General features: G+C 42.9%; 23 protein-coding genes and 5 tRNA genes. 25 read left to right on the top strand and 3 right to left on the bottom strand.

The window, feature by feature from the left end; genetic code table 11:
* Positions 1 to 26 precede the first annotated feature (26 nt).
* The 19 genes from AAB400_02705 (at position 27) to AAB400_02795 (ending at position 15693) form a co-directional block, all read left to right on the top strand.
* Complete coding sequence (locus AAB400_02705) at positions 27 to 806, top strand: binary toxin-like calcium binding domain-containing protein (GenBank protein ID MEK7648807.1); 780 nt, start codon at positions 27 to 29, stop codon at positions 804 to 806.
* 43 nt (positions 807 to 849) lie between these two features.
* Entirely contained in the window at positions 850 to 1914 is a 1065-nt protein-coding gene (locus AAB400_02710; GenBank protein MEK7648808.1) for a hypothetical protein, read from the top strand.
* Positions 1915 to 1918: 4 nt separating this feature from the next.
* Entirely contained in the window at positions 1919 to 2344 is a 426-nt protein-coding gene (gene ybeY, locus AAB400_02715; GenBank protein ID MEK7648809.1) for an rRNA maturation RNase YbeY, read from the top strand.
* Entirely contained in the window at positions 2341 to 2703 is a 363-nt protein-coding gene (locus AAB400_02720; protein ID MEK7648810.1) for a diacylglycerol kinase family protein, read from the top strand. The genes ybeY and AAB400_02720 overlap by 4 nt, the downstream gene beginning before the upstream one ends.
* Before the next feature lie 36 nt (positions 2704 to 2739).
* The gene (gene ftsA / locus AAB400_02725; protein ID MEK7648811.1) at positions 2740 to 3990 is read left to right on the top strand and encodes a cell division protein FtsA; all 1251 of its coding nucleotides are present in this window, start codon (positions 2740 to 2742) and stop codon (positions 3988 to 3990) included.
* A 102-nt stretch (positions 3991 to 4092) separates the two neighbouring features.
* Entirely contained in the window at positions 4093 to 5271 is a 1179-nt protein-coding gene (gene ftsZ, locus AAB400_02730; GenBank protein MEK7648812.1) for a cell division protein FtsZ, read from the top strand.
* A 62-nt stretch (positions 5272 to 5333) separates the two neighbouring features.
* Positions 5334 to 5876 carry an SMC-Scp complex subunit ScpB gene (locus tag AAB400_02735; GenBank protein MEK7648813.1) on the top strand — a complete coding sequence of 181 codons (543 nt, stop codon included), beginning with the start codon at positions 5334 to 5336 and terminating at the stop codon, positions 5874 to 5876.
* A 3-nt stretch (positions 5877 to 5879) separates the two neighbouring features.
* Positions 5880 to 6644, top strand: a complete 765-nt coding sequence (gene tpiA / locus AAB400_02740; protein ID MEK7648814.1) for a triose-phosphate isomerase — start codon at positions 5880 to 5882, stop codon at positions 6642 to 6644.
* 4 nt (positions 6645 to 6648) lie between these two features.
* Complete coding sequence (locus AAB400_02745) at positions 6649 to 7500, top strand: hypothetical protein (GenBank protein ID MEK7648815.1); 852 nt, start codon at positions 6649 to 6651, stop codon at positions 7498 to 7500.
* Between the two features lie 9 nt (positions 7501 to 7509).
* Positions 7510 to 7582, top strand: a tRNA-Thr gene (locus AAB400_02750).
* 142 nt (positions 7583 to 7724) lie between these two features.
* Positions 7725 to 7807, top strand: a tRNA-Tyr gene (locus AAB400_02755).
* Between the two features lie 25 nt (positions 7808 to 7832).
* Positions 7833 to 7904, top strand: a tRNA-Thr gene (locus AAB400_02760).
* A 65-nt stretch (positions 7905 to 7969) separates the two neighbouring features.
* A complete protein-coding gene (gene rpmG, locus AAB400_02765; protein ID MEK7648816.1) occupies positions 7970 to 8128 on the top strand; it encodes a 50S ribosomal protein L33 in 159 nt (52 codons plus the stop codon).
* 122 nt (positions 8129 to 8250) lie between these two features.
* A tRNA-Pro gene (locus AAB400_02770) sits at positions 8251 to 8324 on the top strand.
* Positions 8325 to 8344: 20 nt separating this feature from the next.
* Positions 8345 to 9028, top strand: a complete 684-nt coding sequence (uppS, locus tag AAB400_02775) for a polyprenyl diphosphate synthase (protein ID MEK7648817.1) — start codon at positions 8345 to 8347, stop codon at positions 9026 to 9028.
* A 70-nt stretch (positions 9029 to 9098) separates the two neighbouring features.
* The gene (locus AAB400_02780) at positions 9099 to 11384 is read left to right on the top strand and encodes a DUF4012 domain-containing protein (protein ID MEK7648818.1); all 2286 of its coding nucleotides are present in this window, start codon (positions 9099 to 9101) and stop codon (positions 11382 to 11384) included.
* A gap of 12 nt (positions 11385 to 11396) precedes the next feature.
* The gene (locus tag AAB400_02785) at positions 11397 to 13160 is read left to right on the top strand and encodes a hypothetical protein (GenBank protein ID MEK7648819.1); all 1764 of its coding nucleotides are present in this window, start codon (positions 11397 to 11399) and stop codon (positions 13158 to 13160) included.
* Between the two features lie 20 nt (positions 13161 to 13180).
* Positions 13181 to 14596: a cysteine--tRNA ligase gene (gene cysS, locus AAB400_02790; GenBank protein ID MEK7648820.1), complete on the top strand. Its 1416-nt coding sequence runs from the start codon at positions 13181 to 13183 to the stop codon at positions 14594 to 14596.
* Complete coding sequence (locus tag AAB400_02795) at positions 14593 to 15693, top strand: MraY family glycosyltransferase (GenBank protein MEK7648821.1); 1101 nt, start codon at positions 14593 to 14595, stop codon at positions 15691 to 15693. Before cysS ends, AAB400_02795 begins: the two co-directional genes overlap by 4 nt.
* 45 nt (positions 15694 to 15738) lie before the next feature.
* Here AAB400_02795 and AAB400_02800 read toward each other — a convergent pair whose 3' ends face one another.
* Entirely contained in the window at positions 15739 to 16938 is a 1200-nt protein-coding gene (locus AAB400_02800; GenBank protein ID MEK7648822.1) for a hypothetical protein, read from the bottom strand.
* A 178-nt stretch (positions 16939 to 17116) separates the two neighbouring features.
* Between AAB400_02800 and AAB400_02805 the strand changes: the two genes are divergently transcribed.
* Together AAB400_02805 and rplU are read left to right on the top strand one after the other, a co-directional pair.
* Positions 17117 to 18019 (top strand): hypothetical protein, encoded by a 903-nt coding sequence (locus AAB400_02805; GenBank protein MEK7648823.1) that lies wholly within the window; start codon positions 17117 to 17119, stop codon positions 18017 to 18019.
* Between the two features lie 72 nt (positions 18020 to 18091).
* Positions 18092 to 18409 (top strand): 50S ribosomal protein L21, encoded by a 318-nt coding sequence (gene rplU, locus AAB400_02810; GenBank protein ID MEK7648824.1) that lies wholly within the window; start codon positions 18092 to 18094, stop codon positions 18407 to 18409.
* Between the two features lie 20 nt (positions 18410 to 18429).
* Here rplU and recR read toward each other — a convergent pair whose 3' ends face one another.
* Together recR and dnaB are read right to left on the bottom strand one after the other, a co-directional pair.
* Positions 18430 to 19032: a recombination mediator RecR gene (recR, locus tag AAB400_02815; protein MEK7648825.1), complete on the bottom strand. Its 603-nt coding sequence runs from the start codon at positions 19030 to 19032 to the stop codon at positions 18430 to 18432.
* An 8-nt stretch (positions 19033 to 19040) separates the two neighbouring features.
* On the bottom strand, positions 19041 to 20462 hold the full coding sequence (gene dnaB / locus AAB400_02820; GenBank protein MEK7648826.1) for a replicative DNA helicase: 1422 nt from the start codon (positions 20460 to 20462) through the stop codon (positions 19041 to 19043).
* A gap of 105 nt (positions 20463 to 20567) precedes the next feature.
* On the opposite strand from dnaB, the gene AAB400_02825 reads away from it, so the two are divergent.
* The 4 genes from AAB400_02825 (at position 20568) to gltX (ending at position 24254) form a co-directional block, all read left to right on the top strand.
* A tRNA-Lys gene (locus AAB400_02825) sits at positions 20568 to 20642 on the top strand.
* A 271-nt stretch (positions 20643 to 20913) separates the two neighbouring features.
* A complete protein-coding gene (locus AAB400_02830) occupies positions 20914 to 21984 on the top strand; it encodes a hypothetical protein (protein ID MEK7648827.1) in 1071 nt (356 codons plus the stop codon).
* Between the two features lie 61 nt (positions 21985 to 22045).
* Entirely contained in the window at positions 22046 to 22756 is a 711-nt protein-coding gene (locus tag AAB400_02835) for a L,D-transpeptidase family protein (GenBank protein ID MEK7648828.1), read from the top strand.
* Between the two features lie 4 nt (positions 22757 to 22760).
* Entirely contained in the window at positions 22761 to 24254 is a 1494-nt protein-coding gene (gene gltX / locus AAB400_02840) for a glutamate--tRNA ligase (GenBank protein MEK7648829.1), read from the top strand.
* Positions 24255 to 24262: the final 8 nt, after the last annotated feature.

The raw sequence follows: 24262 nt of genomic DNA on the forward strand, positions 1-24262 counted from the left end.
ATTTATCAAATTCATAATTTTTAGATATGTTCGACGAACAAACACAACCGCAAGCGACACCGCCGATACCACAATCTTCAAAGCAAGAGCCACAGGATATTTTTAGCGAGGTACCGGGATTACAAGCATCTTCCAGTCAGCCACAGATTCCAGGACAGGTTGCCGGCATGCAGCAATCCTATCCTCAAGAACCACATTCGGGATTTAATCCAAAACTTATTCTTATTGTCGTTGCGATACTTGCCGTATTGGTCGTTGCCGCATTTGGCGTTCAGTTTGCATTGCGAAGTAAGCAAACATCTCAGCAGCAGCCAGTTGCCGTGCAGCAGGCACCGGTTCAACCTCCAGTACAAGAGGTCTCCGAGCCCCAAACTCCACCACCAGGGCTTATTCAGGATAATCAACAACCTATACCTCCCACACCTCCGGATCAGCTAGCAGTACCATCTGCCCTACCAACCACGCCTACTCCGGGTGAGGCACTAGTACCACTCACGCAATCCGCCACCGATACTGACGGTGATGGATTGCTCGATGACGAGGAGCTGCAGCTTGGTACAGATCCTGCAAAGTCAGATAGCGATAGTGATGGCTTAGCAGACGGGCAAGAAGTAAAAACATATAAAACAAATCCAGTGGTTGCCGATAGTGATTCTGATGGTCTCGATGATTCAAAGGAATTAACAGTGTATAAATCTGATCCGCTTAATCCAGATACGGATGGAGATGGTTATCTTGATGGTTCAGAAGTTAGCAATGGATATAGTCCGCTTGGTCCAGGTGCCTTGACAGCACCAATGCAGTAACTCCCACTATTTTGAAATGTAAGAATACGTTCCTATTCCCTGTATGTTTGAATTTATTGAAGAAGACTTATCTCTTCAACAACAAGATCAATCTGAAAAAAAAGATGCCGGCATTCAGCCGCCTCCTTCTGGCGAGCTTGCAGTTACGGTGATGCCGGAGCGTTTTCGTCCTGTTATAAAAAAGAAACAGAAAGGCAGTTTTCTGATGATCATTGTTGTTGTATTGTTTGTTGTTATTGCACTTTCCTCTATTGTTGTACTATATCTCTTGAGTCAACCTCAGAAAGTGCAGCCACCGCAGCCAATTCAGGAACAATCTAAACAAGAGGAATCAAAAACCGCTGAGGAGCTACCAAGCGAGCAGCCAGCAGAGCAGTCGGCTACGAGTACTCCATCTACAACTGAACAGCCAATCCAAGCACAATCTGGCTCGCCAATTACCTCAGAAGGACAGCAGCAAGCACAGCAACAGCAAAAACCCGTAGCGTCCATATCGCCAACTACCGCACTTACACAGGGCACAGACACCGATGGCGATGGTCTCACCGATGCCGAAGAACGTCTCTATGGTACGTCTATTGATACGCCAGACACCGATGGGGATGGTTTTTTTGACGGTGAAGAATTAAAAAAGCTTTTTGACCCTACAAAACCCTCAGCTCGACTAGATTCATCTTCATTGGCCTATACCTACACCAATCAGACGTTTAAATATAGGGTACTCTACCCATCATCTTGGGCAGCAAAAGCAATTAATACAACAGAACGAGAAGCAATTTTTACCTCAGCAACCGGCGAATTTATGTCATTAAAAGTTGAGGACAATCCTCAAGCACTTTCCCCGCTTGATTGGTATGTCACTGTGAAGGATCAGGGAATTAATCCTGCCCAACTCCAAACAATTACCGGTGACACGTGGATGGGCGTAACAAGTAGTGATAGTCGCAGTATTTACTTTGTTCGGCGTTCGGAAAAATCAGCGGTTAGCGCGCCACTCATGTATGCACTTACCTATAACCTTAATGCAAAAAATGAAGTGAATTTTCTTGCTACGTTCCAGATGATGATTCAAAGCTTCACATTTACCGACCTTACGTTTGTAAAATAGGAATATGGTAAGTCTTACAGTAGCTCTTGAAAAAAAAGGAATACCTCCTCTTGCGCTCAAGTCTAGTTGGTATCAGCGACTTGCAAACTTGACAAGAAAAGCAGGGTATACACTTCCTATAGTATTAAGCATTGCTCTTGTTGATGATCCTACAATACGGCGAATTAATAAACAGACACGACGAGTAGATAGAGTAACAGACGTGCTTTCATTTTCGTATGGCTTGGATGAGGGAGAGTTGATTATTGCCCCAAATCAGGCGCGACGGCAATATGCATCATTTAAAAGCAAATCATTAAAAGATGAACTTAAAAGACTTGTAATTCACGGATATTTGCATTTGGCCGGTCTTGACCATAAAAAGTTGGCAGAGCGAAGAATAATGGAACAGGTGACGCGCACTCTCCTTTTGGCAGCAAAAAAGATATGAAAAAATGGCTTAGAAGCGCACGATATGCCTTGAGCGGTATCGTATTAGCATTGCGTGAGGAACGGAATATGCGCATTCAATGCATTGCTGCACTTATGGCTGTTGTATTATCAATAATTCTTAAGGTTTCACTGACTGAACTCTCGATTGTGCTTATTGCCTCAGCTCTCGTTATTTGTATCGAGTCTCTAAATAGTGCAGTTGAACGCTTATGTGATATGGTTAAACCACGAATTGCATTACAGCTACAAGCTATAAAAGACTTGCTCTCGGGAGCAGTACTATTAGCATCATGTGCGGCACTGGGGGTTGGAATCCTAATGTTTGTTCCAAAAATTGTATCATTGATTGTTCAATGATTGCATATCAGAGTACTTTTTTGATACACTAGTAGTATGAAAGACACAATATTAACAGGATTAGACATTGGATCAACAACAATACGTATTGTTGTTGGTCAGATGTATTCTGAAGGCGGCGAGCGAAGGATTCAGCTTATTGGAGCAGCAGAAAGTGAAACAGAGGGTATTACTCGCGGTTCAATCACAGACATTGATGATGCTGCACAGTCGATTATTACCTGTCTGGAAAAAGCAGAACGAATGACGGGTGTGCCTATAGATTCTGCGTGGGTTGGCATGAGTAGCGCTCATATCGTATCTCAAATTAGCCGTGGGATAGTCGCTGTTGGAAAGGTAAATGGTGAAATCGGAAAACAAGATGTAGAACGTGCAATAGAAGCTGCCCGAGCCATTGCAACTCCCGCTAACTATGAGATTTTGCATGTTATACCCCGTAAATCAACTATTGATGGCCAAATGACCATTAAAGACCCAATCGGTATGACCGGTACGAGGCTTGAAGTTGATACTATGATTATTCAGGCATTTGCGTCTGAAGTAAGAAATATTACAAAGTGTATTTATAAAACAGGTTTAGAAATTGAAGACCTCGTTTTTTCTATACTTGCTACAGCTGAAAGTACATTGACCAATAAGCAGAAGGAACTCGGCGTTGTACTTATGAATATTGGCGGTTCAACAACATCCCTCGTTGTGTACGAGGAGGGAGAGATCTTACATACTGCTGTTTTGCCTGTTGGTTCAAATCATATTACTGCAGATATTGCGATCGGCCTTCGCATTTCACCCGATATTGCAGAGAAAATTAAAATCGAATATGGTAGTGTTGCGCAAAAAGATCAGCAAAAGCGCCCCGATATTCAATTGTCTGATATTCATCCTGAGGAGCAGGGGACAATTCCCATGAAGTACGTTTCTCATATTATTGAAGCGCGTGTTGAAGAAATATTCGAAAAAGTTGAAGAAGAACTAAAAAAGATTGGAAGAGACGGGGTATTGCCTGCAGGTGTTGTATTAACAGGTGGAGGAGCAAAACTTCCGGGAATTGCGGATCTGGCAAAGCGCCGCCTCAAAATTGCGGCATCACTTGCAACATTAAAAAACGTAAACAATCCAATCGAAAAAATATACGACCAAAGTTTTACTACTGCAGTTGGGTTGGTGCTCTGGGGGTTCACATTGGCGCAACAACGATCAAAACATGCGCATTTTCCTTTTCAAATGGATCAATCAATCGACATTTCAAACCGAGTAAAAAAATGGTTCAAGTCACTCTTGCCATAAATCAGTATCGCATGGTAAGCTCTGGGTGATGAATCAATTATCGATTCATTACCTTATTCATCGTTACCCCTCTGAGTAATCAAAGGGTTCAAGTACAATTTTATGGAAGTTAAGCCAGACATTGAGACTATTGTGAAGATTAAAGTTGTCGGCGTAGGCGGCGGTGGCGGATCCGCTGTTAACCGTATGATTGCGGCAAAGATACGCGGAGTTGAATTTCTGTCTATTAATACTGATTTACAGATCCTAAGCAGATCCCATGCACCTATAAAAATTGCGATAGGACAGACGGTTACAAAGGGACAGGGAGCCGGCGGAGATCCTGCAGTAGGCAGAAAATCTGCAGAAGAAAGCCAAAATGATATCCGCGATGCTCTTGCAGGTTCGGATATGGTATTTATAACATGTGGCCTTGGCGGTGGCACCGGCACGGGTGCTGCCCCTGTTGTTGCACAGCTTGCGAAGGATATCGGTGCATTAACGGTAGCTGTTGTTACAAAGCCTTTTTCATTTGAATTGACTCCGCGCAAGACCATCGCAGATAAGGGCTGGGAAGAGCTCGCGTCAAAAGTTGATGCAATTATTACAATACCAAATGATAAGATACTCCAAATTGTAGACAAGAAGACATCTGCTCTTGAAGCCTTTCAAATTGCTGATGATGTTTTGCAGCAGGGAGTGCGAGGAATTTCAGAATTGATCACTGTTCCGGGACTTATTAATGTTGATTTTGCCGATGTGAAAGCAATTATGAAAGAGACTGGCTCTGCATTGATGGGAATTGGCAGGGGAGTAGGCGAGAACCGCGCTGTAGAGGCTGCTAAAGATGCTATTTCAAGCCCGCTTCTAGATCTTTCCATCGAGGGAGCTAAGGGAATTTTATTTACTATTACCGGTGGCTCGGATATCGGCATATTAGAAATCAATGAAGCGGCCAAAGTTGTCACAAGCTCAGCAGATCCAGATGCCCGAGTTATTTTTGGAACAACAATTGACGAGAGCCTCGGGGATGAGATTATTGTCACAGTCGTTGCAACCGGTTTTTCTGAGAGAGATAAAGTGGTATCTAAAGCTCCTGTGTATGAAAAATCCTATTTGGAGCGAAGTACACCCTCTACAAGCCAGCTAATGTTTACACCACCAACCCCTCGCACCGTTTCTCCCGCGCAACACGTGCAAAAAGATGATCGCAAAATGCGTAGCGAAGAGACACCAACAGCGGCAGATGAAGATGACAGTGAAATTGATATCCCTGCATTTATCCGAAAAAAAATGATGTAGGCAGAACTGCATCCATTCGTTGCACATCCGAAAGGTTATTGCTATACTGGCAGTAACCTTTTATGACTCAATCAAAGCAACAGTATGTTCTAGAGAGCCTGCTCTTTGTTTCTCCTAGGCCTCTGAGTGCAAAAAAACTTGCACTTGAACTTGGCATTTCACTCGCTGAAGTCCATAGTTCATTTACTCAGATAGCACAGCGTTATTCCGGCGATACTGGCATACTTCTTGTGCTCCACAATGATTCTGCGCAATTTGTTACCAATCCACTCTATAGCGAAATTATCGCCTCACACGTAAAAGCCGAAAACACCGGTGAATTGACTCGTTCAGCAAGTGAAACACTTTCACTAATTGCGTATCGTGGACCCCTGACACGAGAAGAAATTGAGCATATTCGAGGCGTTAATTGTTCAATTGCATTGCGTAACCTGCTTGTTCGAGGACTCATTGATGTGAAGGAAGAAAAAGTCACTCAGAAAACAACCTATTCAGTGACATTTGATTTTCTTGGGCATCTTGGATTGCGATCCCTCGATGACTTACCCGAATATGAACATTTTCATAATCAGCAATTTCAACAGCAACTAGCTGAAGTTCAGTAATTTATGAAAAAGCGTTACTTAATCGCAAATTGGAAGATGAACTTGGATCACAAAGCATCCTGCGCTCTTTCTCGTACATATGCTCAGAAGGTAGAACAAACCAAGACTCTCTTAACGATTCTGTGTCCATCGTACTCCTCACTTCGAGACGTGGCAGGAGTTGTAAGCAAGCATAGACATATATATGTTGGAGCTCAAAATTGTTTCTGGCAAGATTCTGGTTCTTATACAGGTGAAGAATCTCCGACATTTCTCCATGCTCTGGGTGTACGGTATGTGCTTATTGGTCATTCTGAGCGGAGAATGCATCTCCGCGAAACTGACACAACGATTGGGTGTAAAATGAATATGATTATAGAATACTCAAAACTCATCCCGATTCTCTGTGTTGGTGAAAATAGTGCGGAACGAAAATCAGGAAAAACAGTTAAGGTTTTGGAGCGTCAGCTTGCTACGGCTTTAAATGGAATTATAACGCCCAAGCCATTTCTTATTGCCTATGAACCGGTATGGGCAATAGGTACCGGCAATCCTATTACGGTACAGGATTGCAAAAAAGTATCAGGATGGATACGAACGTACATACAGAGGCGTTTTGGAGCGTTTGCAGCTCAGCAAATGTCAATAGTGTATGGTGGCAGTGTTGATAGCACTAATGCCTATTCTATTATGACAGAGGGTGGCGTTGAAGGCCTTCTTGTCGGTTCGGCTAGCCTCAATGCAAAGACACTTGTGCAACTCCATACTATTTTGCGAGCAATACCATAATGATATGACGCTACTCGTGATCATTTCTGTTGTCCTAATGGTTGGTTCGCTCATCGGTCTTATATGGCTTCTGGCCCCGAAGCTCAGTACATTATCTCGTATCGATGTAGAAGCAATACCACATGAACGCAATGTAAAAGCGAAAGATAAGATTCTGTATGATCGGCTTCGCCGCCGCATACAGGATTGGGAGCATTTTTTTTCATTTGTGATAAAGCCTTTATCGGATTTTTTTAAACAATTTTCTCAGGCACTTGCCCATACGTATAAACGCTTGAGTGATGCGCGCGAATTTCAGAAGAAACAGTGGACAAAATTCAGCTCTGCACCTTCGGTAGAGTCGGTCGATAGTGCAGATTATCAGCAATGTATGAGTGAAGCAGAACGGCTTTTTGAAGATGAAAAATTTTCCGAAGCAGAGATGAAATATATCGATCTTATTTCAAAAAATAAGGATGGGTTAACGCCCTACCATGGGCTTATCTCGGTATATACAGCTCAGAAAGAATGGGAAAAAGCCCGCGATGTGGCAGAGTATCTTGTGAAAGTATATAGTGCAAAGCTTAAAAAAGGAGACGTTGAATCGACGCTCATATTTGATGCGGCGCAGAACTCAGCAGAATTAGCTGATGTCTACTGTAAGCTGGAAAACTACGAAAAGGCATCGCAGAGTATACGGCGGTCTCTGAATTGGCAACCTCTCAACCCCAAGTATCTTGACGCAGGGATAGAAATTGCTATTCTTACCCAACAGCGATTGAAGGCGGAGAAGTATTTGGAGCAGCTCCGTGATGCGAACCCGGAAAATCAGAAAATACAAGATTTTGAAGAGAGGATTAAGCAACTACAGTACTAACAATAATATGCCGTTGTAGCTCAGCTGGTAGAGCAACTCCATGGTAAGGAGTAGGTCTGCGGTTCGAATCCGCACAACGGCTTTGTGAAATAAAAAAAAGACTCCTAGTTGGAGTCGTTTAAGAGTTGAATTATGATGCGAATATAGCACTTTTTTGCTATTTTGTCAATAGGCTTGATCTAATCGAAATAATTGTGTATTCTAGTACCTATTCAGTACTATTCGGGCGGTTACCGAAGTAGTCAAACGGGGCAGACTGTAAATCTGCTGGCATCAGCCTTCAGAGGTGCAAATCCTCTACCGCCCAAGGCTAAGTACTATCCAAAAAAACTGCCGCCTTAGCTCAGTGGTAGAGCAATGCTTTTGTAAAGCAAAGGTCCTCGGTTCGAATCCGAGAGGCGGCTAGGTCAGCTTGACGTTTTTATAATTCTTTACTATCATCTCTGTATTCGGATTAATCAATACCAATATGTCACAAGATAGGATTATCGGGCTGGAATGCACCAAGTGCCGCAGAATGAATTATCATTCGGAAAAAAACAAAAAAAAGCTCAAGAATAGGCTTGAACTGAAGAAATACTGCAGGCATTGTAAGGCGCATGTAGCTCACAAAGAGACAAAAATATAGAGAACAGATAATGTATTCAATACCATAAATCACCTCGGTCAATGAGGTGATTTTGGTTTATGTGCTATTGTCACCACTATAGACAAAGCCGTTAACGTGCTGTATAGTTGTTCACAGATTAACGGGCTGGAGTATGCCGGTAGTACACACGATTCGGGTTCGTGGAGACCGGGTTCGATTCCCGGCAGCCCGACCAATCAAGACATTTTTTATAGTATGACTGATGTTAAGCATCTCGGTATCATCATGGATGGCAATCGAAGGTGGGCGCGCTCCAGGGGTATGCCAGCACTTTTTGGCCATCAGGAGGGGTATGCGAATCTTAAGAAAATTATTAGGCATGTATTTGACAGGGGAGTAGAAGTACTTACTTTGTTTGCATTCTCAACGGAAAACTGGAATCGGCCTCAAACTGAAGTAAACCATCTTCTTTCGCTTTTTACATTAGCCTTTTCAAAGGATATTGATGCTCTGGCACAGCAGGGATTGCAAATCCGATTTATTGGTGATCTTAGCGCTTTTCCAAAACCACTCAGAGACGCAATGGATGCTTCTATAGAATCTACAAAGAACAATGCGCGAGGTATCCTTAATATAGCGGTAAATTATGGTGGACGCGATGAGATTGTGCGTTCCATTCAGCGCATAGTAAAAAGCGGCATAGCATCCGAAGATATTACTGAAGACGTTGTTTCTCGTTTCACCTATACGGCAGACCTACCAAGTCCCGATTTGATTATCCGTACATCAGGCGAATATAGGCTTTCAGGCTTTCTTACGTGGCAATCCGTATATAGTGAATTATATTTTACCCCCAAGTCATGGCCGGAATTTAGCGAGCACGATTTGGATGCTGCATTGGAGGAGTACCAGAACCGCCAAAGGCGATTTGGTTCATAGGTATTTTTTTGGTAGAATTATAGTACTGTCTTTGGAAAAAGGCATGATTTGTAATTGATGATACACATTGATGAATCATACCCATCATACAAAAGTAAAGGATACATTCTTTGATGTTCCTGCCGAGGGCATTGAATCTCTATCTCTTGTTACTGTTATTCTTTTTGTTGTCAATGTTTTTGTAACATTTTACAATCTTATTGCCACCATTGCTCAACCGCTCATTTCAGGTAGCAGGCATGGATTAAAAGCTTCATCTCAAATATTTCGTTTTTTTGCAATTCTAGGCAGGGTTCTTTCTGATGAATTTTCAGAATTACTTCATACGCTTCGCAATCGTCAAGCCATACGATCAGAACCAAGACAACGAGTGGAGGAGTATCAATACTGGAAGCATTTTTTTATTTTCTCTTTTTCAATCTTTTTGCTATTTTTTGTTTTTACTGCTTTTCAATATTCGTATACGGCATATGCATTTAAACATTCGATTGAAGATGCGGGAAAGCAGGGAGTATTGCACATGAGCGAGGGAATGCATTATGCAAAACAACAGGATTATGCGCGGGCAGCTATCGAATTTCAAATTTCACAAAATTCTTTTTTATATTCTCAAGAATTAATCAATTCCATCAATCCATACCTTCTTAGTGTTGCACGTTCACTTCCATTCATGGGTAAAAAAATACGCGATGCCCAATCAATACTCCTTGCAGGAAGTAATCTGAGTAAAGTTGGAATAAGGGTGCTTGAGGCAGTGCCACTAGTAGAACAGATAATTTCCGGCGGACAGGGTGGATTGTTTCCAGCCATCCAGAATATTCAAAGCGTGCTCTCAGACATTTCACCGCTCATCACAGAAGCCGACCTGGCATTAAAAGATGTCGATATGCAGTCATTTCCTATCGATGAGAGGCAGACCGCTGTATCTGCATTACGGGCCGTGCATGACGTGCGAAATGCTGTAGAAAAAGCATCAGAAGCTACCAATGCACTGGCGGATAGTATTGGCTCGGCCACGCTTCGGAGGTATCTTGTTCTTTTCCAAAATAATGCTGAATTGCGCCCGACAGGTGGATTTATAGGAAGCTATGCGCTTATTGATGTGGTTCATGGACAAATAAGAAAAGTTGAAATTCCTCCAGGAGGCCCCTATGATTTACGTGCAGGTTTCCATGAACGTCTTAATCCGCCGGAGCCTTTACGTCTTATTACATCCCAATGGGAGTTTCAAGATGCTAATTGGTGGGCTGATTTTCCAACATCTGCTCGCAAGCTCATGTGGTTTTACGAAAAAGCTGGCGGTCCCACAGTGGATGGCATTATTGCAATTAATGCATCATTCTTACCTCGCCTTTTGAGTCTATCAGGTTCGATATCTTTGAATGAATATAATAAAACACTGACCACCGATAATGCAATTATTGAATTGCAAAGAGCGGTTGAGCAAGAATATGATAGGGCGGATAATAAGCCTAAACAAATTATTGCTGATGCTTTTCCTGTCGTATTGCAATCGCTTTCGCAGTTGAATGCGGATGCAACCTTGCAGCTGGTATCAATACTTACCGATGCTATCTCGAAAAAAGAGATACAATTCTTTTTTACAAATGAAGAATACCAATCTCTTGCAAGAGACTTTGAGCTAACGGGAGAAATGAAGCCCTTTTCTCCGGACTACAGCATGCTCGTTTCCACTAATATTGGGGGCGGCAAATCAGATGCTGTGTTGAGTACGGAAGTTCATAGGGATATGCATGTTGATGAAAAAGGCAGCATCACCATTTCGCTTGCACTTACTAGAACGCATAATGGTGTTAAAGGTGAAGCATTTGTCGGAGTACAGCATAATGACTATCTTCGATTATATGTTCCTGCGGGTTCGAAATTAATTTCTGCCTCGGGTTTTCAAGCACCGCCTCCATCAGAGCAAAATCCAACTCTTCAAAATTACACGAATGACGATAGTTTGATGAATAGTGAGAAAGATAAAATTCACATAGTAGATAGTAGTATTGATGTTTGGAATGAACAGGGGAGGGGAGTATTTGGCGGTTGGCTGCTTACCAAGCCTTCTTCATTGTCGCATGCCAGTATTGTCTATCAACTACCTTATCGATTCGAAGAATTATTCCCATCTGGCAAACAAGGAATGTATGCGGTTTTGCTGCAGCGACAGTCTGGATCTACACTTTCTTCATACGATGCCACATTTGAGATACCGGCAGGTTATGATGTAGAATTGAACTATGGTTCTCCATGTACCAAAGAGAGTGGCAGTCAGAAACTTGTCTGTATGATTGATAGTTTTGAAAGGGACGAGTTTATAGGTTTTCTCATGACTCGTAAGAACTACTAGCCAGTAGTATATATGACTTCACCGAAATCAACTGAATTTTTCAAAAAATACCGCGAGGAAAATGAAACGTTTATCAAAGATTACGATAAGCGTATGGAGAAAATGAAAAAAAATTCCCTTTCTAAAACACAGAAACTTACTATTCGTTTTTTTGTCATTCTTTTTTTCTTCGGACTTGGCGCTGCTACCATTGGCACTGTCTATTTCAGTAATTTCAGTAAACAACCCGACCCTGTTCTTCTTACTATCAAAGCTTCCGATGCGGTGAAATCAGGAGATGTGTTGTCCTATGATATTGTTATTGCAAATCGCGGCACTACGCCTCTCACGGACCTCTCGCTCATTATCGAGCATCCTTCAGGTTTCAATTTTGAATCGTCAACAATTGCTTCTAATAATGCAGATCATACGTATTGGACGTTGCAAAACATTCCACGCGGTTCAAGTAAGACACTTACCATACGTGGCGTGGCAACAGGCAAGGCATCTGATGAAAAAATTATTCACGTATCACTGCATTATCGTGTAGGAGACACCGGTGCAGAGTTTATTTCGAAGCAAAACGTAACAGTTCGAATCTCAGAGCCGCTCATATCGGTATCACTCGACGGTCCGCAGCTGAGTGAGGTTGAAAAGGAAGTTTCCTATAGTATTGTGTATGGCGATGTTCTTGTTGCTGGTCAGCAAGAATCAGTGGCAATAAAGGTAACCATACCCAAAATATTTGCCGCCACTGCAGTTCCCGCCATGGACATAGCCAATGGTTGGTCCGATGGGCTTGTGCGAAAAGGGTTTGACAGTGCAAAGAGAAGCGGTGAAATGAAACTCAAAGGAATGTTTTCAAAAGATGCGAACGGGGATTATCCGATTGTTGTTCAGATTGGGATACAGAAAAATAACCAATTTATTATTGCTGATGAAAAATCAATAACTGTTCACATAGCTAAAAATCCGCTAACAGTAAAGCTTCTAATAAATAATTCAGAAACACTGGCGCCACTACCCCTCCATGAGGCAGTAAACGCATCAGTACTGTATGAAAATAGCGGTACTGATGAATTGCATAATGTTCAAATAGTATTGGAGGGAGACCAGAAACTTATTGATTGGTCAAAAACAGATAATCCTTCGTATGGCGCTCTGAAGGATTCCCGTATTTCATGGTCAAAAAAAGAAGTGAGTAGTCTTGATCTTGTACGTCCTGGTCAAAAAGGTGAAATTAAACTCTCGCTCGGCATGAAGGATGCAGAAGTGTTAACAAAGTATTTTGAAGACCAAAAACTCTATGGCCAGCCGCTATCCCTTGAGCTCAAACTAAGCGCCAGTATGCTCCTTAACTATAATGATCAAGAGCAAGAACTTTCTCAGGAACCGATCGTTTTAAGTATCCCTCTTCAAAGTGATACGCGAGTACTCAGCTCGCTAAAACAGGGTGATGCAGGGCGCACTATCGTTACCTGGGAGATCCAGAATAAACTTCATGAAATAGAAAAAATCCGCCTCACAACCTCACTTGGAAAAAATACCGTTTGGGTAGGTGATACAACAAGAAGTGCGGGCGATATTTCTTATGATCCTGAAAAAAGAACTGTTGTGTGGACCCTGAATAGGATGCCGCTTTCTGTTGGCTCAATCCGTGCATCTTTTGAGGTGTCGCTTGATCAAATCCACGAAGATAGGACGCTTACGGATAGTGGCATACTTGAAGCTGCTGACATGCAAACAAAAAGTACTATTTCACTTCCGGTGCCAAGTATGGTTGCATCAAGCGAATAGCGGTGTTAGTGTGAAGATATATGAGTATTATTGTCTACAATTCACTAAGCCGCAAAAAGGAGGAATTCAATCCAATTCAGCCAAAAAAGGTTGGCATGTATTCATGCGGTCCGACAGTCTATAATGTTCCCCATATAGGAAATTATCGAGCATACCTATGTGATGATACTATTGCGCGCATACTCCAATATAATGGATTTGATGTTAACCATGTCATGAATATTACGGATGTTGATGATAAGACAATTAAAAATGCGAATGCAGCAGGACTCAGTCTTACTGAATTCACGTCACACTACACACAGCAGTTTCTTGAAGACCTTGCTGATCTCAACATATCAACCATTACCTATCATCCAAAAGCAACACTGCATATTTCTGAAATGATCGATCTAATTTCATTATTGCTCAACAATGGCAGTGCGTATAAAGGCGATGACGGAAGTATTTATTTTTCTATCAAATCTTTCCCGTCCTATGGGAATCTAGCTCGACTTGATCGCCAGGAACTTCAAGCTGATGCTTCCGGAAGGATGAAAAATGATGAGTACTCAAAAGAGTCTGTGCGTGATTTTGCGCTATGGAAAGCGTGGAGCGAGGAAGATGGAGATGTTTTTTGGGATGCGGCATTTGGAAAAGGTAGGCCTGGCTGGCATATTGAATGTTCGGCAATGAGTATGAAATACCTTGGCAGTCACTTTGATATTCATGCAGGTGGAGTTGACTTGCTCTTTCCCCACCATGAGAATGAAATTGCACAAAGTGAATCTGCGACAGGCATACCATTTGTGAATTACTGGCTTCATAATGAATGGCTTCTCGTGAATGGTTCTAAGATGGCAAAAAGCGCAGGTAATTTCATCACCTATCGCGATATCATTGGCAAGGGCTACGATCCGCTTGCCTATCGTTTTCTTTGCTTACAGACTCATTATCGGCAACAGTTGAATTTTAGCTATGACGTACTTGATGCAGCTCAACAGGGTTACCGCAACCTACAAAACGATATACAGAATATTGCGAATAGCGCGGCAGAACACAGCGGTGTTCTTTCTACTCATCAAGTTGGATCACTCATTGAGCATACTCAATATAAATTTAAGGAAGCAGTAAATGATGATTTTAATACGCCAAAGGGGCTAGCGGTTGTTTTTGAATTCCTGAAACATATTCATCAGCATGAAATGAATTTTACATCGCCTGACTTTCAACTATGTCTCAATGCTATCTATGACTTTGATATGGTTCTTGGGCTTGGGCTTGATACTATAAAACACATAGAGTTACCTGAAAATGTTTCTGCGCTTGTCCGAGAGCGGGATTCTGCGCGTGCATCACGCAATTTTATCCGATCAGATGAGCTGCGTACAACGATCGAATCGCAAGGGTACTCTATTGAAGATACTTCTGATGGCAGCAGAATTTCTAAAATATGATATATGCCGGTTTGTTTGCCGTGAGTTTTTTTGTTACCGTGGGAGCAACTGCTCTCGTGCGAAAATGTGCCCTCCATTTTGATATAACTGATAAACCGACAGAGGCACGCAAAATTCACACACGGCCAATACCTCTCCTTGGAGGCATAGCAGTTTTTGCCACACTTGCTATTGTCGTTGTTGTTGCGCTTTTTATTCCGACAAGCTCACACTATCTCATTGATACTCACGTAACACTTAAGCATATTATTGGGTTGCTATTGGGAGGCTTGGTTCTTGTTGTTGGCGGCTTCCTTGACGATGTATATAATCTTAAGCCCTATCATCAAATATTCTTTCCAATACTGGCAGCATTGGTGGTAATTGGATCAGGCATAGGAGTTGTGACACTGACTAACCCGTTAGGAGGGACGATTGATCTGACACAGATTCGGTATCATCTCTTCACTATTAACGGAGTTCCATATTATTTTACCGTATGGTCGGATCTTCTTACGTTTTTTTGGCTTCTTTCAACGATCTACACGACAAAATTTCTTGATGGACTCGACGGGCTTGTGGCAGGGATGGCGGTTATTGGGTGTTCGGTGCTGCTTTTTATTAGCCTATTCCTATTTATTAATATTCCGACCGCATCACTTGCGTCAATTATTGGCGGTGCATTTGCCGGTTTTCTAATATGGAATTTTAATCCGGCAAAAATATTTCTTGGTGAGGCTGGAAGTACGCTTACGGGTTACCTACTTGGCATCTTAGCAATCATTAGCGGAGCAAAATTTGCTACTGCGCTTCTGATACTTGGCATTCCGCTGCTTGATGCGGCACATGTTATTTTTCAAAGGCTTATCATCGAACGGCGCTCTCCATTTCGTGGAGATAGAAAACATATTCATTTTCAACTTCTTGATTCTGGTCTTACTCAGCGTCAAGCGGTAGGTATTTTATATCTTCTGGCAATTTTTTTCGGGTATTCAGCATTACTGCTTCAAAGCAGGCAAAAAGTTACTATGCTTTTGGCACTCCTGTTATTTATGGTGATATTAGTGGTAACAGTACTCAGAATTAAGCATATTCGGCAAAAAAAAGAGCACGGTTGATGCATTCATCCTTTCTTGATGAAGCCACTCCGTGCTTTGTACTAGCTACTTACCGAACGCTGCGTCATCGAAGTTGCGCCAGTTGCGCGCTACCTCGATCATGCGGCGGACTGTGAAGGTACTTGAATCGAGCTTCTCTGCTAGGTACTTGTCGAAGGGCAGAGGCCTGTCTTTGGACTCCCCGCGAAGATAGCTGTGTCGTTTGTTAACCAGGTCAAGGGCTGCGTGTGCCACATCTATCAGTGGCTGGTTGTAGCCGATCTCGAGTGAGGAGTCGCTGCCGTCAACCCTTTTGGCGGAGAGGATGGTCTTGCGACGGCTGCTGTCGATCTTCGTGCAGATGCCGCTGTACCAATCCGACACGCCAGCAACGCCCATGAGTCGGTGTTCGTATTCGTTGTATGCCCAGGTATTGATGTTCTGCGCCGCGTACTTCAGTTGGACAACGTGCTTGGTCCACTTGGTTCCGAGAATGCGCTTGGGTGCCGGCGCTTCAATCGCCAACCCCTCTGCTTCCTGGATGACCTCTTCGATGGGAAGGAAGTACTGATCGAGATCGTGCTTGCGAAGAGCATCGAGGTAGCGAGGCCAGACCTCGAGAGGTTCTGCCGAGCCCACGAAGCAGCTCTCGAGATCGATCGGGAAGGATGTGATCCCCTCCGTCGTATCGAGCTTGCGCTTGAGCAGATCCATGTGCGCCTCGAGCTTGCCGAGATCTCGCTGGTAAGCGAAGAACCCTGCGTCCTTGTTGTTGAGAATGCTTTCGAAGTCGTACATCACGATCCCGAGTTTGCCATTCCCTCTGGTGCGGATTGCCTTGACTCCCATGAGGTCGGGGCCAAGCTGTGGGTCTAGGAGAGCCGCAGCCTGCTCTTCGCGCTCGTACCCCGTGGAGTAACTGAATGAGTGAGGAGCGAGGACGAAGAAGACATCGGGGATGAGGTCAGCGTTTGGAGACGCATACTCCGAGAAGAACGTGACGCGGGAGTCTGACACCCGCTGGCGAACTTCCCAGAGTGCTTGTTGCGATGAGATCATGTCAAGGATCGAGTGCGACCACGTCGCGTTTAACATGTCGATCGAGGGATACTGCGCGATGGCTTCGCGCAACCAGGGTGCCCATTCGAAGTCGATCCCCTGGAACGACATCGAGACGAGCAATCCGGACGAACCGATGACATCGATATTGGCTCGCGCCCTCTCGATGTCTGCCCGAGCTTCCTCTGAGACATTGGAATGTCCCATGAGGTTACCCGGGAGGGTTAGGTGGAAACCTCGTTTTGCAGCACTCAATGTGCAGCCTCCTTACATACCTAGACAGCCTAGGCAGCAGGTATAGTTAAGCGCAAAGTGTCTTGCATGTCAAGAGTCCTAAATTGACAATTACTCCCAAAAGAGTATCCTCAGACTCACGTACACTACAATGAGTTGGATACTTCTTGCATTTTGCAGTGGAATATTCGGTATTGCAGTTGATGGTTTGCGTAAGCAAATTCTTATTACAAGCTCTTCTGATGGGTGGTCTATTTTGTTCCGCACATTCATATATGTCTTGCCATGTGCTGTGCTATGGTGGCTGACGACTGATGCAAAAATTGCTGTGTCAAATGTGCCGCTATTCACTCTTGGCCTTGTTGTAGGAGTTATTTGTGAGCTGATTGCGCAGTGGCATTTCCAGCTTGCAATCAAGGAATTACCTCTATCCTTTTGTAGGCCGCTCATGGAGATGACGGTGATTGTCATGATCCCGCTCTCGTTCATATTTCTTCACATGCCACTACGCCTTGATGTTACAGGAGGAATTATTGTTTTTATTCTGGGAGTATGCGTTATGAGTACTGAAGGTACTGAAGAATGGATGAGTAATATTCAGCAATCGTTCAGAATACCAGAAATCAAATCAATTGGTTTTGTGGTGATTTTTTGGAGCCTGACAACGGTACTTCAAAAGTTCTGTATGCAGTATGCCAGCCCTCAAGTTTTTACACTCTTTCTTGCTTTAGGTCTGGTTGTCGGTACCTACGCAATACTTCACAGAAATCATGTATCTCTCAAGAACGCTATTGGAACATTCGACTGGAGATATTTTTTTTCAGGAGTATTCACTACCATAATGGCAGGCATGCAATTTTCTGCGCTTTCCTCACCATCCGCTCACCCCAGTATTGTTATTGTGCTTAAGCGCATCGCACAATTCTTCTACCTCCTGGTCGATAAGAAAGCGTTCAATCTTGCAATCACGCCACAGAGGGTAATTGGAAACGTGCTGATATTCGCGGGAATTGCCATTATTGGCTTTATCACCCTACAACCTCCACATGGTTAATTGGAGGTTTTTTAATACCATTTGACGCCTTTTATATGCTGTGATATCATGATGATACTTTTATACACATCTATGATAGCAGTCATTAAAACAGGCGGAAAACAATATAAAATAAAAGAAGGCGACCTCGTGAAAGTGGAGCGTCTTGATGGTGATGTCGGAACAGAAATCACATTCGGTCACGTACTGCTTTTAACTGAAGATGATGGCAGTTCGCTTTCGATTGGCACGCCAAGTATTGAGGGTAAAGAAATTAAAGCAGAAATTATTGAGCAGGGGAGGGGTAAAAAAATTCGAGTGGTAAAGTTTAAACGAAAAGTACGCTACCGCAGAAAGAAGGGGCATCGTCAGGCATTTACGAAAGTTAAAATTTCCAAAATCAAAGCATAACCTCCGAATTGGAGGTTTTGTTATAGTTCTCTACGCGATTTTACGGCGTCGCCAAGCGTGACTTCATCGGCATATTCAATGTCTGCTCCTCGAGGAAGTCCGCGTGCAAGACGCGTGATTCGGAGGGGGTACTGTTTTAATAGCTTTGATAAGTACAGAGTCGTGCTCTCGCCCTCAAGATCAGGATTAAACGCTAGGATGATTTCCTGGATTTTTTTCTTTGAATCACGAATGCGCTCTACAAGCTCTTTAATTTTGAGCTTATCAGGCGTTACGCCATCTAAAATATTAATATTCCCCCCAAGGACATGGTAGACGCCTCGATATTCACCCGTTCTCTCAAGAGCATTAACCTCATGGCTATAGGCTACGATACAGAGTATCGTATGGTCGCGTGAAGGATTTGCACAGAGTGCACAGGGTGTTCTGTCGGTATAATTATAACATGAGCTGCAGACCACAATACTGTCGCGGAGGTTCATGATCGATTTTGCAATCTTAATAAGCTCTTGAGGTGGTTGGCGCAATAAATAGAAGACAAATCGTTGGGCTGATTTTTCTCCAATTCCTGGAAATTTTGAAAAAGCTTCAATAAGAGATTGCATGATGCTTGGGTAGGGCATATGAATTCTTAAAATGGCGTATTAAATATGGATGCACCTTCGCGCCTCTGCTCAAGGTTTTTATAACTCACTCTTTTTTCATCCCAGAAGAGTTTGATGGTGCCTTGCGGGCCGTTTCTGTGTTTTGCAATAATAATTTCAGCGGTGTTTTTTTCATCTTCAGTTAAATCCTCAATACGGTAATTTCTGTCCGCAGCTTTTCTGTAAATAAACAACACAACATCAGCATCTTGTTCTATACTTCCACTTTCACGAAGGTGTGCCAATTTTGGGATTGCAGGTTTTGACAGTTCTACTGCACGCGCTAGCTGGGAGAGTGCAAGAACGGGAACGTGGAGTTCGCGGGCAATCGCTTTGAGGCCCCTGGTAATTTCTGCAATTTCCTGTACACGACCATCCTGTTTGGATAGTCCCTCCATCAATTGGAGATAGTCAACAATAATTGCGTCAATACCATGTTCGCTTTTCAGGCGGCGTGCTTTGGTGCGTATTTCCATGACATTCGCACTTGGCGTATCATCGATGAAAATCTGTGCTTCTGAAAGGGTATCAATCGCATGGCCGATACGAACGAAATCATCCTGCTCCGGTTTGTCGGATAACTTGCCAGTGCGCATTTTCCACAAATCAACGCCGGCTTCTGCACAGAGGAGGCGATCAACGAGCTGTTCTTTTGACATTTCAAGACTAAATATTGCGACACGAGCTTGATTTTTGACAGCCATATTTCGTGCCATATCAAGCGCAAGGCTTGTTTTACCCACAGATGGGCGTGCCGCAAGAATAATAAGATCAGATGGCTGCAGGCCCGCAAGGAGTGAATCAAGCTCTGTAAAACCAGTGGGAACGCCACGCAATTTTCCTCGCTCCTTATGAAGCTCATCAATGCGCTCAAATGCGTCTTGAAGTGCGTCTTTCAGGGCAGTAAACGGTCTGCGGAGTAGTTTCTGCGATACGGCAAATACTTTCTGCTCCGCTTTATCAAGGATAAGTTGTACATCATCCTCTGTTTGTCCTGTAAGTTCCGTGATTTCTATTGCAGCAGACTGCAATCGGCGCAGTGTCGCTTTTTTCTGGATGATATTCGCGTAATGGGTGATGTTACTTGCTGTTGGGACTATATTTGACAGACCAATGAGATAGGATCTGCCCCCAATATCTTCAATTTGTGATTTCTCCTCAAGCCTATTGGTAAGGCTTAATGCATCAATAGGTTCATGATGCTCATACAGGTCAAGTGCTGCTTGGAAAATAATCCTATGCCCCTCCTTGTAGAAATCATCAGGAGTGATCATATCAGCAATTTTTGTCAGTGCTTCTTTATCAATTAGAAGAGCCCCGAGCAATGATTGCTCTGCTTCCATGTTTTGCGGAGGTACTCTCAAAATCTGATCAAACGCCATATATGCTGTTATATCAAGTCTCACCATTGTAGAGACGCGGATTGAATTCGGCAAGGGGACAACCTGAGGATAGTTTTAGCCTGCCAGGTGTTGCAATAATATGAGCTTTTTTATATACTCAATGTCATGTATGCGCCCATAGCTCAATGGTAGAGCAACAGCCTTTTAAGCTGATGGTTCTGGGTTCGAGTCCCGGTGGGCGCACCAATATCAAACTTTCCAGAATTTTGACTAATTGATTCGACTTTTCAAAAAGCGACTTTACAACAACCCTTAGATTTCTTCGTATGAGAAAACTACTAATAGCAGCATCAAATTCAATATATGGCGCTAATAATTATTAGGTGGCAGGAGTTGTGGAGCTTTTGATGCACTACGAATATCGTCAGAAGTCAAAATAGCAGTTATGAGCACGAAAGTGCTCTTTTTTATTATATATGCTATACTAGTCTCATATCTTATTAATTATCAACATGCTATGGATCAGCTGCCAAATGGTTCAGTTAAGCTTGTAAATCTCCCTAGTTCACTATCGCTTTTTGCTCGAAGTTGGGGTATTTATAAGATTTTATTCTCGAAACTCGCCTATTTGAGTTTTTTGTTTATCCTAGGCCTTCTTATTAATTCAAGTCTTACCTCCTTTTTAACTGTTACGGTTGGCGCAAGTTCGGATATTATGAAATCTGCCGTTGCAGTTCTTAATACTGCAATTGGCATAGCACTCACAATATATGGCGCTTTTATCATTGCTGCTATCGTCTTCTTGGTAAAATCCTACCTTACTGGCAAGGAGGCAAGCATAGCACAGTCAATGAAATTTGCCCAAGAACATTTTCTTTCCCTATTCTGGGTTGGTCTGGTATATCTATTTGTATTGTATGGTGGAATTTTTGGCATTATACTATCAACACTTTTTTCAGTCTGGTATTATTTTTGCATTTATATTGTCCTCGTAGACGAGGAGAGGGGATTTGCCGCTCTTGCAAAGAGCCATTACTTGGTGCGAGGTCTCTTTTTAAGGACAATTGGCAGATATACAGCAATGTTTGTGGTTATTTTGGCCATTGCAACTCTTTGCTATCTTACGTTAGCTATCCCTGTTATCGGCTGGCTGCTATTCGTACTTCTGATTGCAGCACTTTTTTTGTTCGCATTCCCGTATTACATGGTTTATGACTATCTAAGATATGAGGATCTTGTTGCTGTTGAGCGTAATGTTGAGTTTATCCAGTTTAAAGGGGAAAAAGCATTCCTTATTGCATTTGCTATCGCAGGATTTTTACTTGTAGGGACTAGCTGGTTGATGAATGTTCTGCCTACAGAGACCCAAAAGTCACTACAGAATTCGGTACGCTATGGATTTGCAACTATTGCATTGCCAATAGCTACGGAAATGCAAAAGAATCAAGAAGTAATTTCAGCCTTCTTTCTTAAGCTTGGTGTAAGTCCGCTTCCAACAAGTAAGCCTCTTCCACCAATCTTTGATAATCAACCGTCATCACAGGGAGAGCAATTCAACTACGATCAGTATTACAACTCGAACTACTAGCTTCATGGCAGTCCCTCGGTTGTATAAGTTGTTATGTTGCATTGTTATAGTTGCTTTCGTATTGAGTGCGACTATAGCTCATGCAGAAATACCCGAATCTGATGATGATAGCGACGGTATACCCACAGCGCAGGAGGTGTTGGTATATGGCAGCAACCCATCACTGAATGATACTGATGGTGATGGTTTTTTAGATGGGCAGGAGGTGAGGAGTGGATATTCTCCATTGAAAAAAGGCAAACGATTAGTAGATGTCGATACTGACGCGGATGGCCTGAATGACTATCTTGAGATAGCATTTGGTACGAATACCCTTAAAAAAGACTCTGATAGTGATGGATACAGTGATGGTGACGAAGTAGCACAAGGGTATGATCCGGCAAGTTCAAGCAATGTTAAGCTTGAAAAACATATTGAAGTTAACTTGACAAAACAGCGTTTGTCGTATTATCTAGGATCTGTACAGCTTGGTGATATGATGATATCAAGCGGCAAATGGGATTGGCCAACACCGACAGGTACTTTTCGTATTATCAATAAATCCCCAAAGGCATGGTCAAAACTTGCTGGATTGTGGATGCCCTATTGGATGGGGTTTGCCGGTGGCAGGTTTGGTATTCATGATTTACCGGTCTGGCCAAATGGTGTAAAGGAAGGGGAGAATCACATAGGTAAGCCTGTTTCACACGGCTGTATACGCGTTTCAACAGTATATGCAAAAAAGCTCTATAGCTGGACACCGATCGGTTCTAGGCTTGTTATAAAAAAATAAAAATATGATTCGTACACGCATAGCACCTTCTCCAACCGGGCATGCTCATATAGGACTTGCCCGTACCGCGCTCACAAACTATCTCTTTGCCAGGAAACAAAAGGGTTCGTTTGTATTACGCATTGAAGATACTGACAAAGAGCGATCAAAACATTTTTATGAAGAGAGTATTATACAGAGCCTTAAGTGGCTCGCTCTCAGCTGGGATGAAGGGCCTGATATTGGCGGTCAGTATGGTCCCTATCGCCAAAGTGAGCGAGGACATATTTATGCAGACTATTTGAGAAAACTTTCTGACCAAGGACGTCTCTATAAATGCTACTGCACCAAGGAAGATCTTGAGCATGAGAAACAAGAACAGGCGCTCGCAAAAATGCCACCCCGTTATAGTGGGAAATGCAGAAAGCTCTCTGATGCAAAAAGGAGCGAGTATGAACGGAGCGGAAAAGAGTATACATTGCGATTTCTTCTTGAACCCCAAACGATTATAGTGAAGGATCTTATCCGCGGCGCCGTAACGTTTGATACTGCGCTTATGGATGATTTCATTATTGCAAAGGATTTTGATGCCCCACTTTATAATTTTGCAGTGGTAATCGATGATGCTCTTATGGAGATAACCCATGTTTTCAGGGGAGAGGAGCACATTTCAAATACCCCAAAGCAGATACAGCTTTCTCAAGCCCTTAGGCTTCCTACACCTGAGTTCGGACATATACCCCTTATTCTGGATTCAAACAGAAAAAAAATGAGCAAGCGAGAGCATAAGACTGCCGTTGATGAGTACCGACAGGACGGGTACTTGCCTGAAGCTCTTATTAATTTTATCGCGCTTCTTGGGTGGAATCCCGGGGGTGATAGGGAGCTCTATACACTCGCGGAACTTGAAAGTATATTTGATCTTTCACACGTAAATAAGTCAGGCTCAATTTTTGATCTCCAAAAGCTTGATTGGTTTAACGGGCACTACATCAGACACGCGGATATTTCACATATTACACAATTGGCAATTCCTCAATTTATTACTGTAGGTTATATTTTAGAATCTGATACTGGGGAATATACCTCGAAAACAGGACTAAAAATAACCCTACAACTTCTTAAGCAGATTGTTGAGATTGAACGTACACGTATAAAAAAAATATCTGAAATAGCAACAAATGCGGCATTTTATTTTGAAGACCAATTGAACTATGATACAGCTCTGCTACAATGGAAGCAGATGACGATGGAGGATCTTCGAGATAGTCTAAGGTTTGCAAAGGAATGCCTTGTGTCTCTATCGGAACACGAATGGACAAACGCAAGTATAGAAAGCTCTCTCAAAGAGCGGATCCAGGCTGCCGGCAAGCAAAATGGATATATTCTTTGGCCGCTACGAGTTTCACTTTCCGGCCTTAAGGCAAGTCCTAGTCCATTTGAAATAGCTACAATTATTGGAAAGGCAAGGGTTCTCCAAAGAATCGAATGCGCTCTTTCCAAATTGACACAATCATAACACATTCA

It is taken from the genome of Patescibacteria group bacterium, from assembly GCA_038065255.1.
Lineage (GTDB): Bacteria > Patescibacteriota > Patescibacteriia > JACQRZ01 > JACQRZ01 > JBBTRI01.

Excerpts from the sequence above, each read along its gene's own strand:
- AAB400_02705 (MEK7648807.1), top strand. The coding sequence starts at position 27 with ATGTTCGACGAACAAACACAACCGCAAGCGACACCGCCGATACCACAA.
- AAB400_02710 (MEK7648808.1), top strand. The coding sequence starts at position 850 with ATGTTTGAATTTATTGAAGAAGACTTATCTCTTCAACAACAAGATCAA.
- ybeY (MEK7648809.1), top strand. The coding sequence starts at position 1,919 with ATGGTAAGTCTTACAGTAGCTCTTGAAAAAAAAGGAATACCTCCTCTT.
- AAB400_02720 (MEK7648810.1), top strand. The coding sequence starts at position 2,341 with ATGAAAAAATGGCTTAGAAGCGCACGATATGCCTTGAGCGGTATCGTA.
- ftsA (MEK7648811.1), top strand. The coding sequence starts at position 2,740 with ATGAAAGACACAATATTAACAGGATTAGACATTGGATCAACAACAATA.
- ftsZ (MEK7648812.1), top strand. The coding sequence starts at position 4,093 with ATGGAAGTTAAGCCAGACATTGAGACTATTGTGAAGATTAAAGTTGTC.
- AAB400_02735 (MEK7648813.1), top strand. The coding sequence starts at position 5,334 with ATGACTCAATCAAAGCAACAGTATGTTCTAGAGAGCCTGCTCTTTGTT.
- tpiA (MEK7648814.1), top strand. The coding sequence starts at position 5,880 with ATGAAAAAGCGTTACTTAATCGCAAATTGGAAGATGAACTTGGATCAC.
- AAB400_02745 (MEK7648815.1), top strand. The coding sequence starts at position 6,649 with ATGACGCTACTCGTGATCATTTCTGTTGTCCTAATGGTTGGTTCGCTC.
- rpmG (MEK7648816.1), top strand. The coding sequence starts at position 7,970 with ATGTCACAAGATAGGATTATCGGGCTGGAATGCACCAAGTGCCGCAGA.
- uppS (MEK7648817.1), top strand. The coding sequence starts at position 8,345 with ATGACTGATGTTAAGCATCTCGGTATCATCATGGATGGCAATCGAAGG.
- AAB400_02780 (MEK7648818.1), top strand. The coding sequence starts at position 9,099 with ATGAATCATACCCATCATACAAAAGTAAAGGATACATTCTTTGATGTT.
- AAB400_02785 (MEK7648819.1), top strand. The coding sequence starts at position 11,397 with ATGACTTCACCGAAATCAACTGAATTTTTCAAAAAATACCGCGAGGAA.
- cysS (MEK7648820.1), top strand. The coding sequence starts at position 13,181 with ATGAGTATTATTGTCTACAATTCACTAAGCCGCAAAAAGGAGGAATTC.
- AAB400_02795 (MEK7648821.1), top strand. The coding sequence starts at position 14,593 with ATGATATATGCCGGTTTGTTTGCCGTGAGTTTTTTTGTTACCGTGGGA.
- AAB400_02800 (MEK7648822.1), bottom strand. The coding sequence starts at position 16,938 with ATGGGACATTCCAATGTCTCAGAGGAAGCTCGGGCAGACATCGAGAGG.
- AAB400_02805 (MEK7648823.1), top strand. The coding sequence starts at position 17,117 with ATGAGTTGGATACTTCTTGCATTTTGCAGTGGAATATTCGGTATTGCA.
- rplU (MEK7648824.1), top strand. The coding sequence starts at position 18,092 with ATGATAGCAGTCATTAAAACAGGCGGAAAACAATATAAAATAAAAGAA.
- recR (MEK7648825.1), bottom strand. The coding sequence starts at position 19,032 with ATGCCCTACCCAAGCATCATGCAATCTCTTATTGAAGCTTTTTCAAAA.
- dnaB (MEK7648826.1), bottom strand. The coding sequence starts at position 20,462 with ATGGTGAGACTTGATATAACAGCATATATGGCGTTTGATCAGATTTTG.
- AAB400_02830 (MEK7648827.1), top strand. The coding sequence starts at position 20,914 with ATGGATCAGCTGCCAAATGGTTCAGTTAAGCTTGTAAATCTCCCTAGT.
- gltX (MEK7648829.1), top strand. The coding sequence starts at position 22,761 with ATGATTCGTACACGCATAGCACCTTCTCCAACCGGGCATGCTCATATA.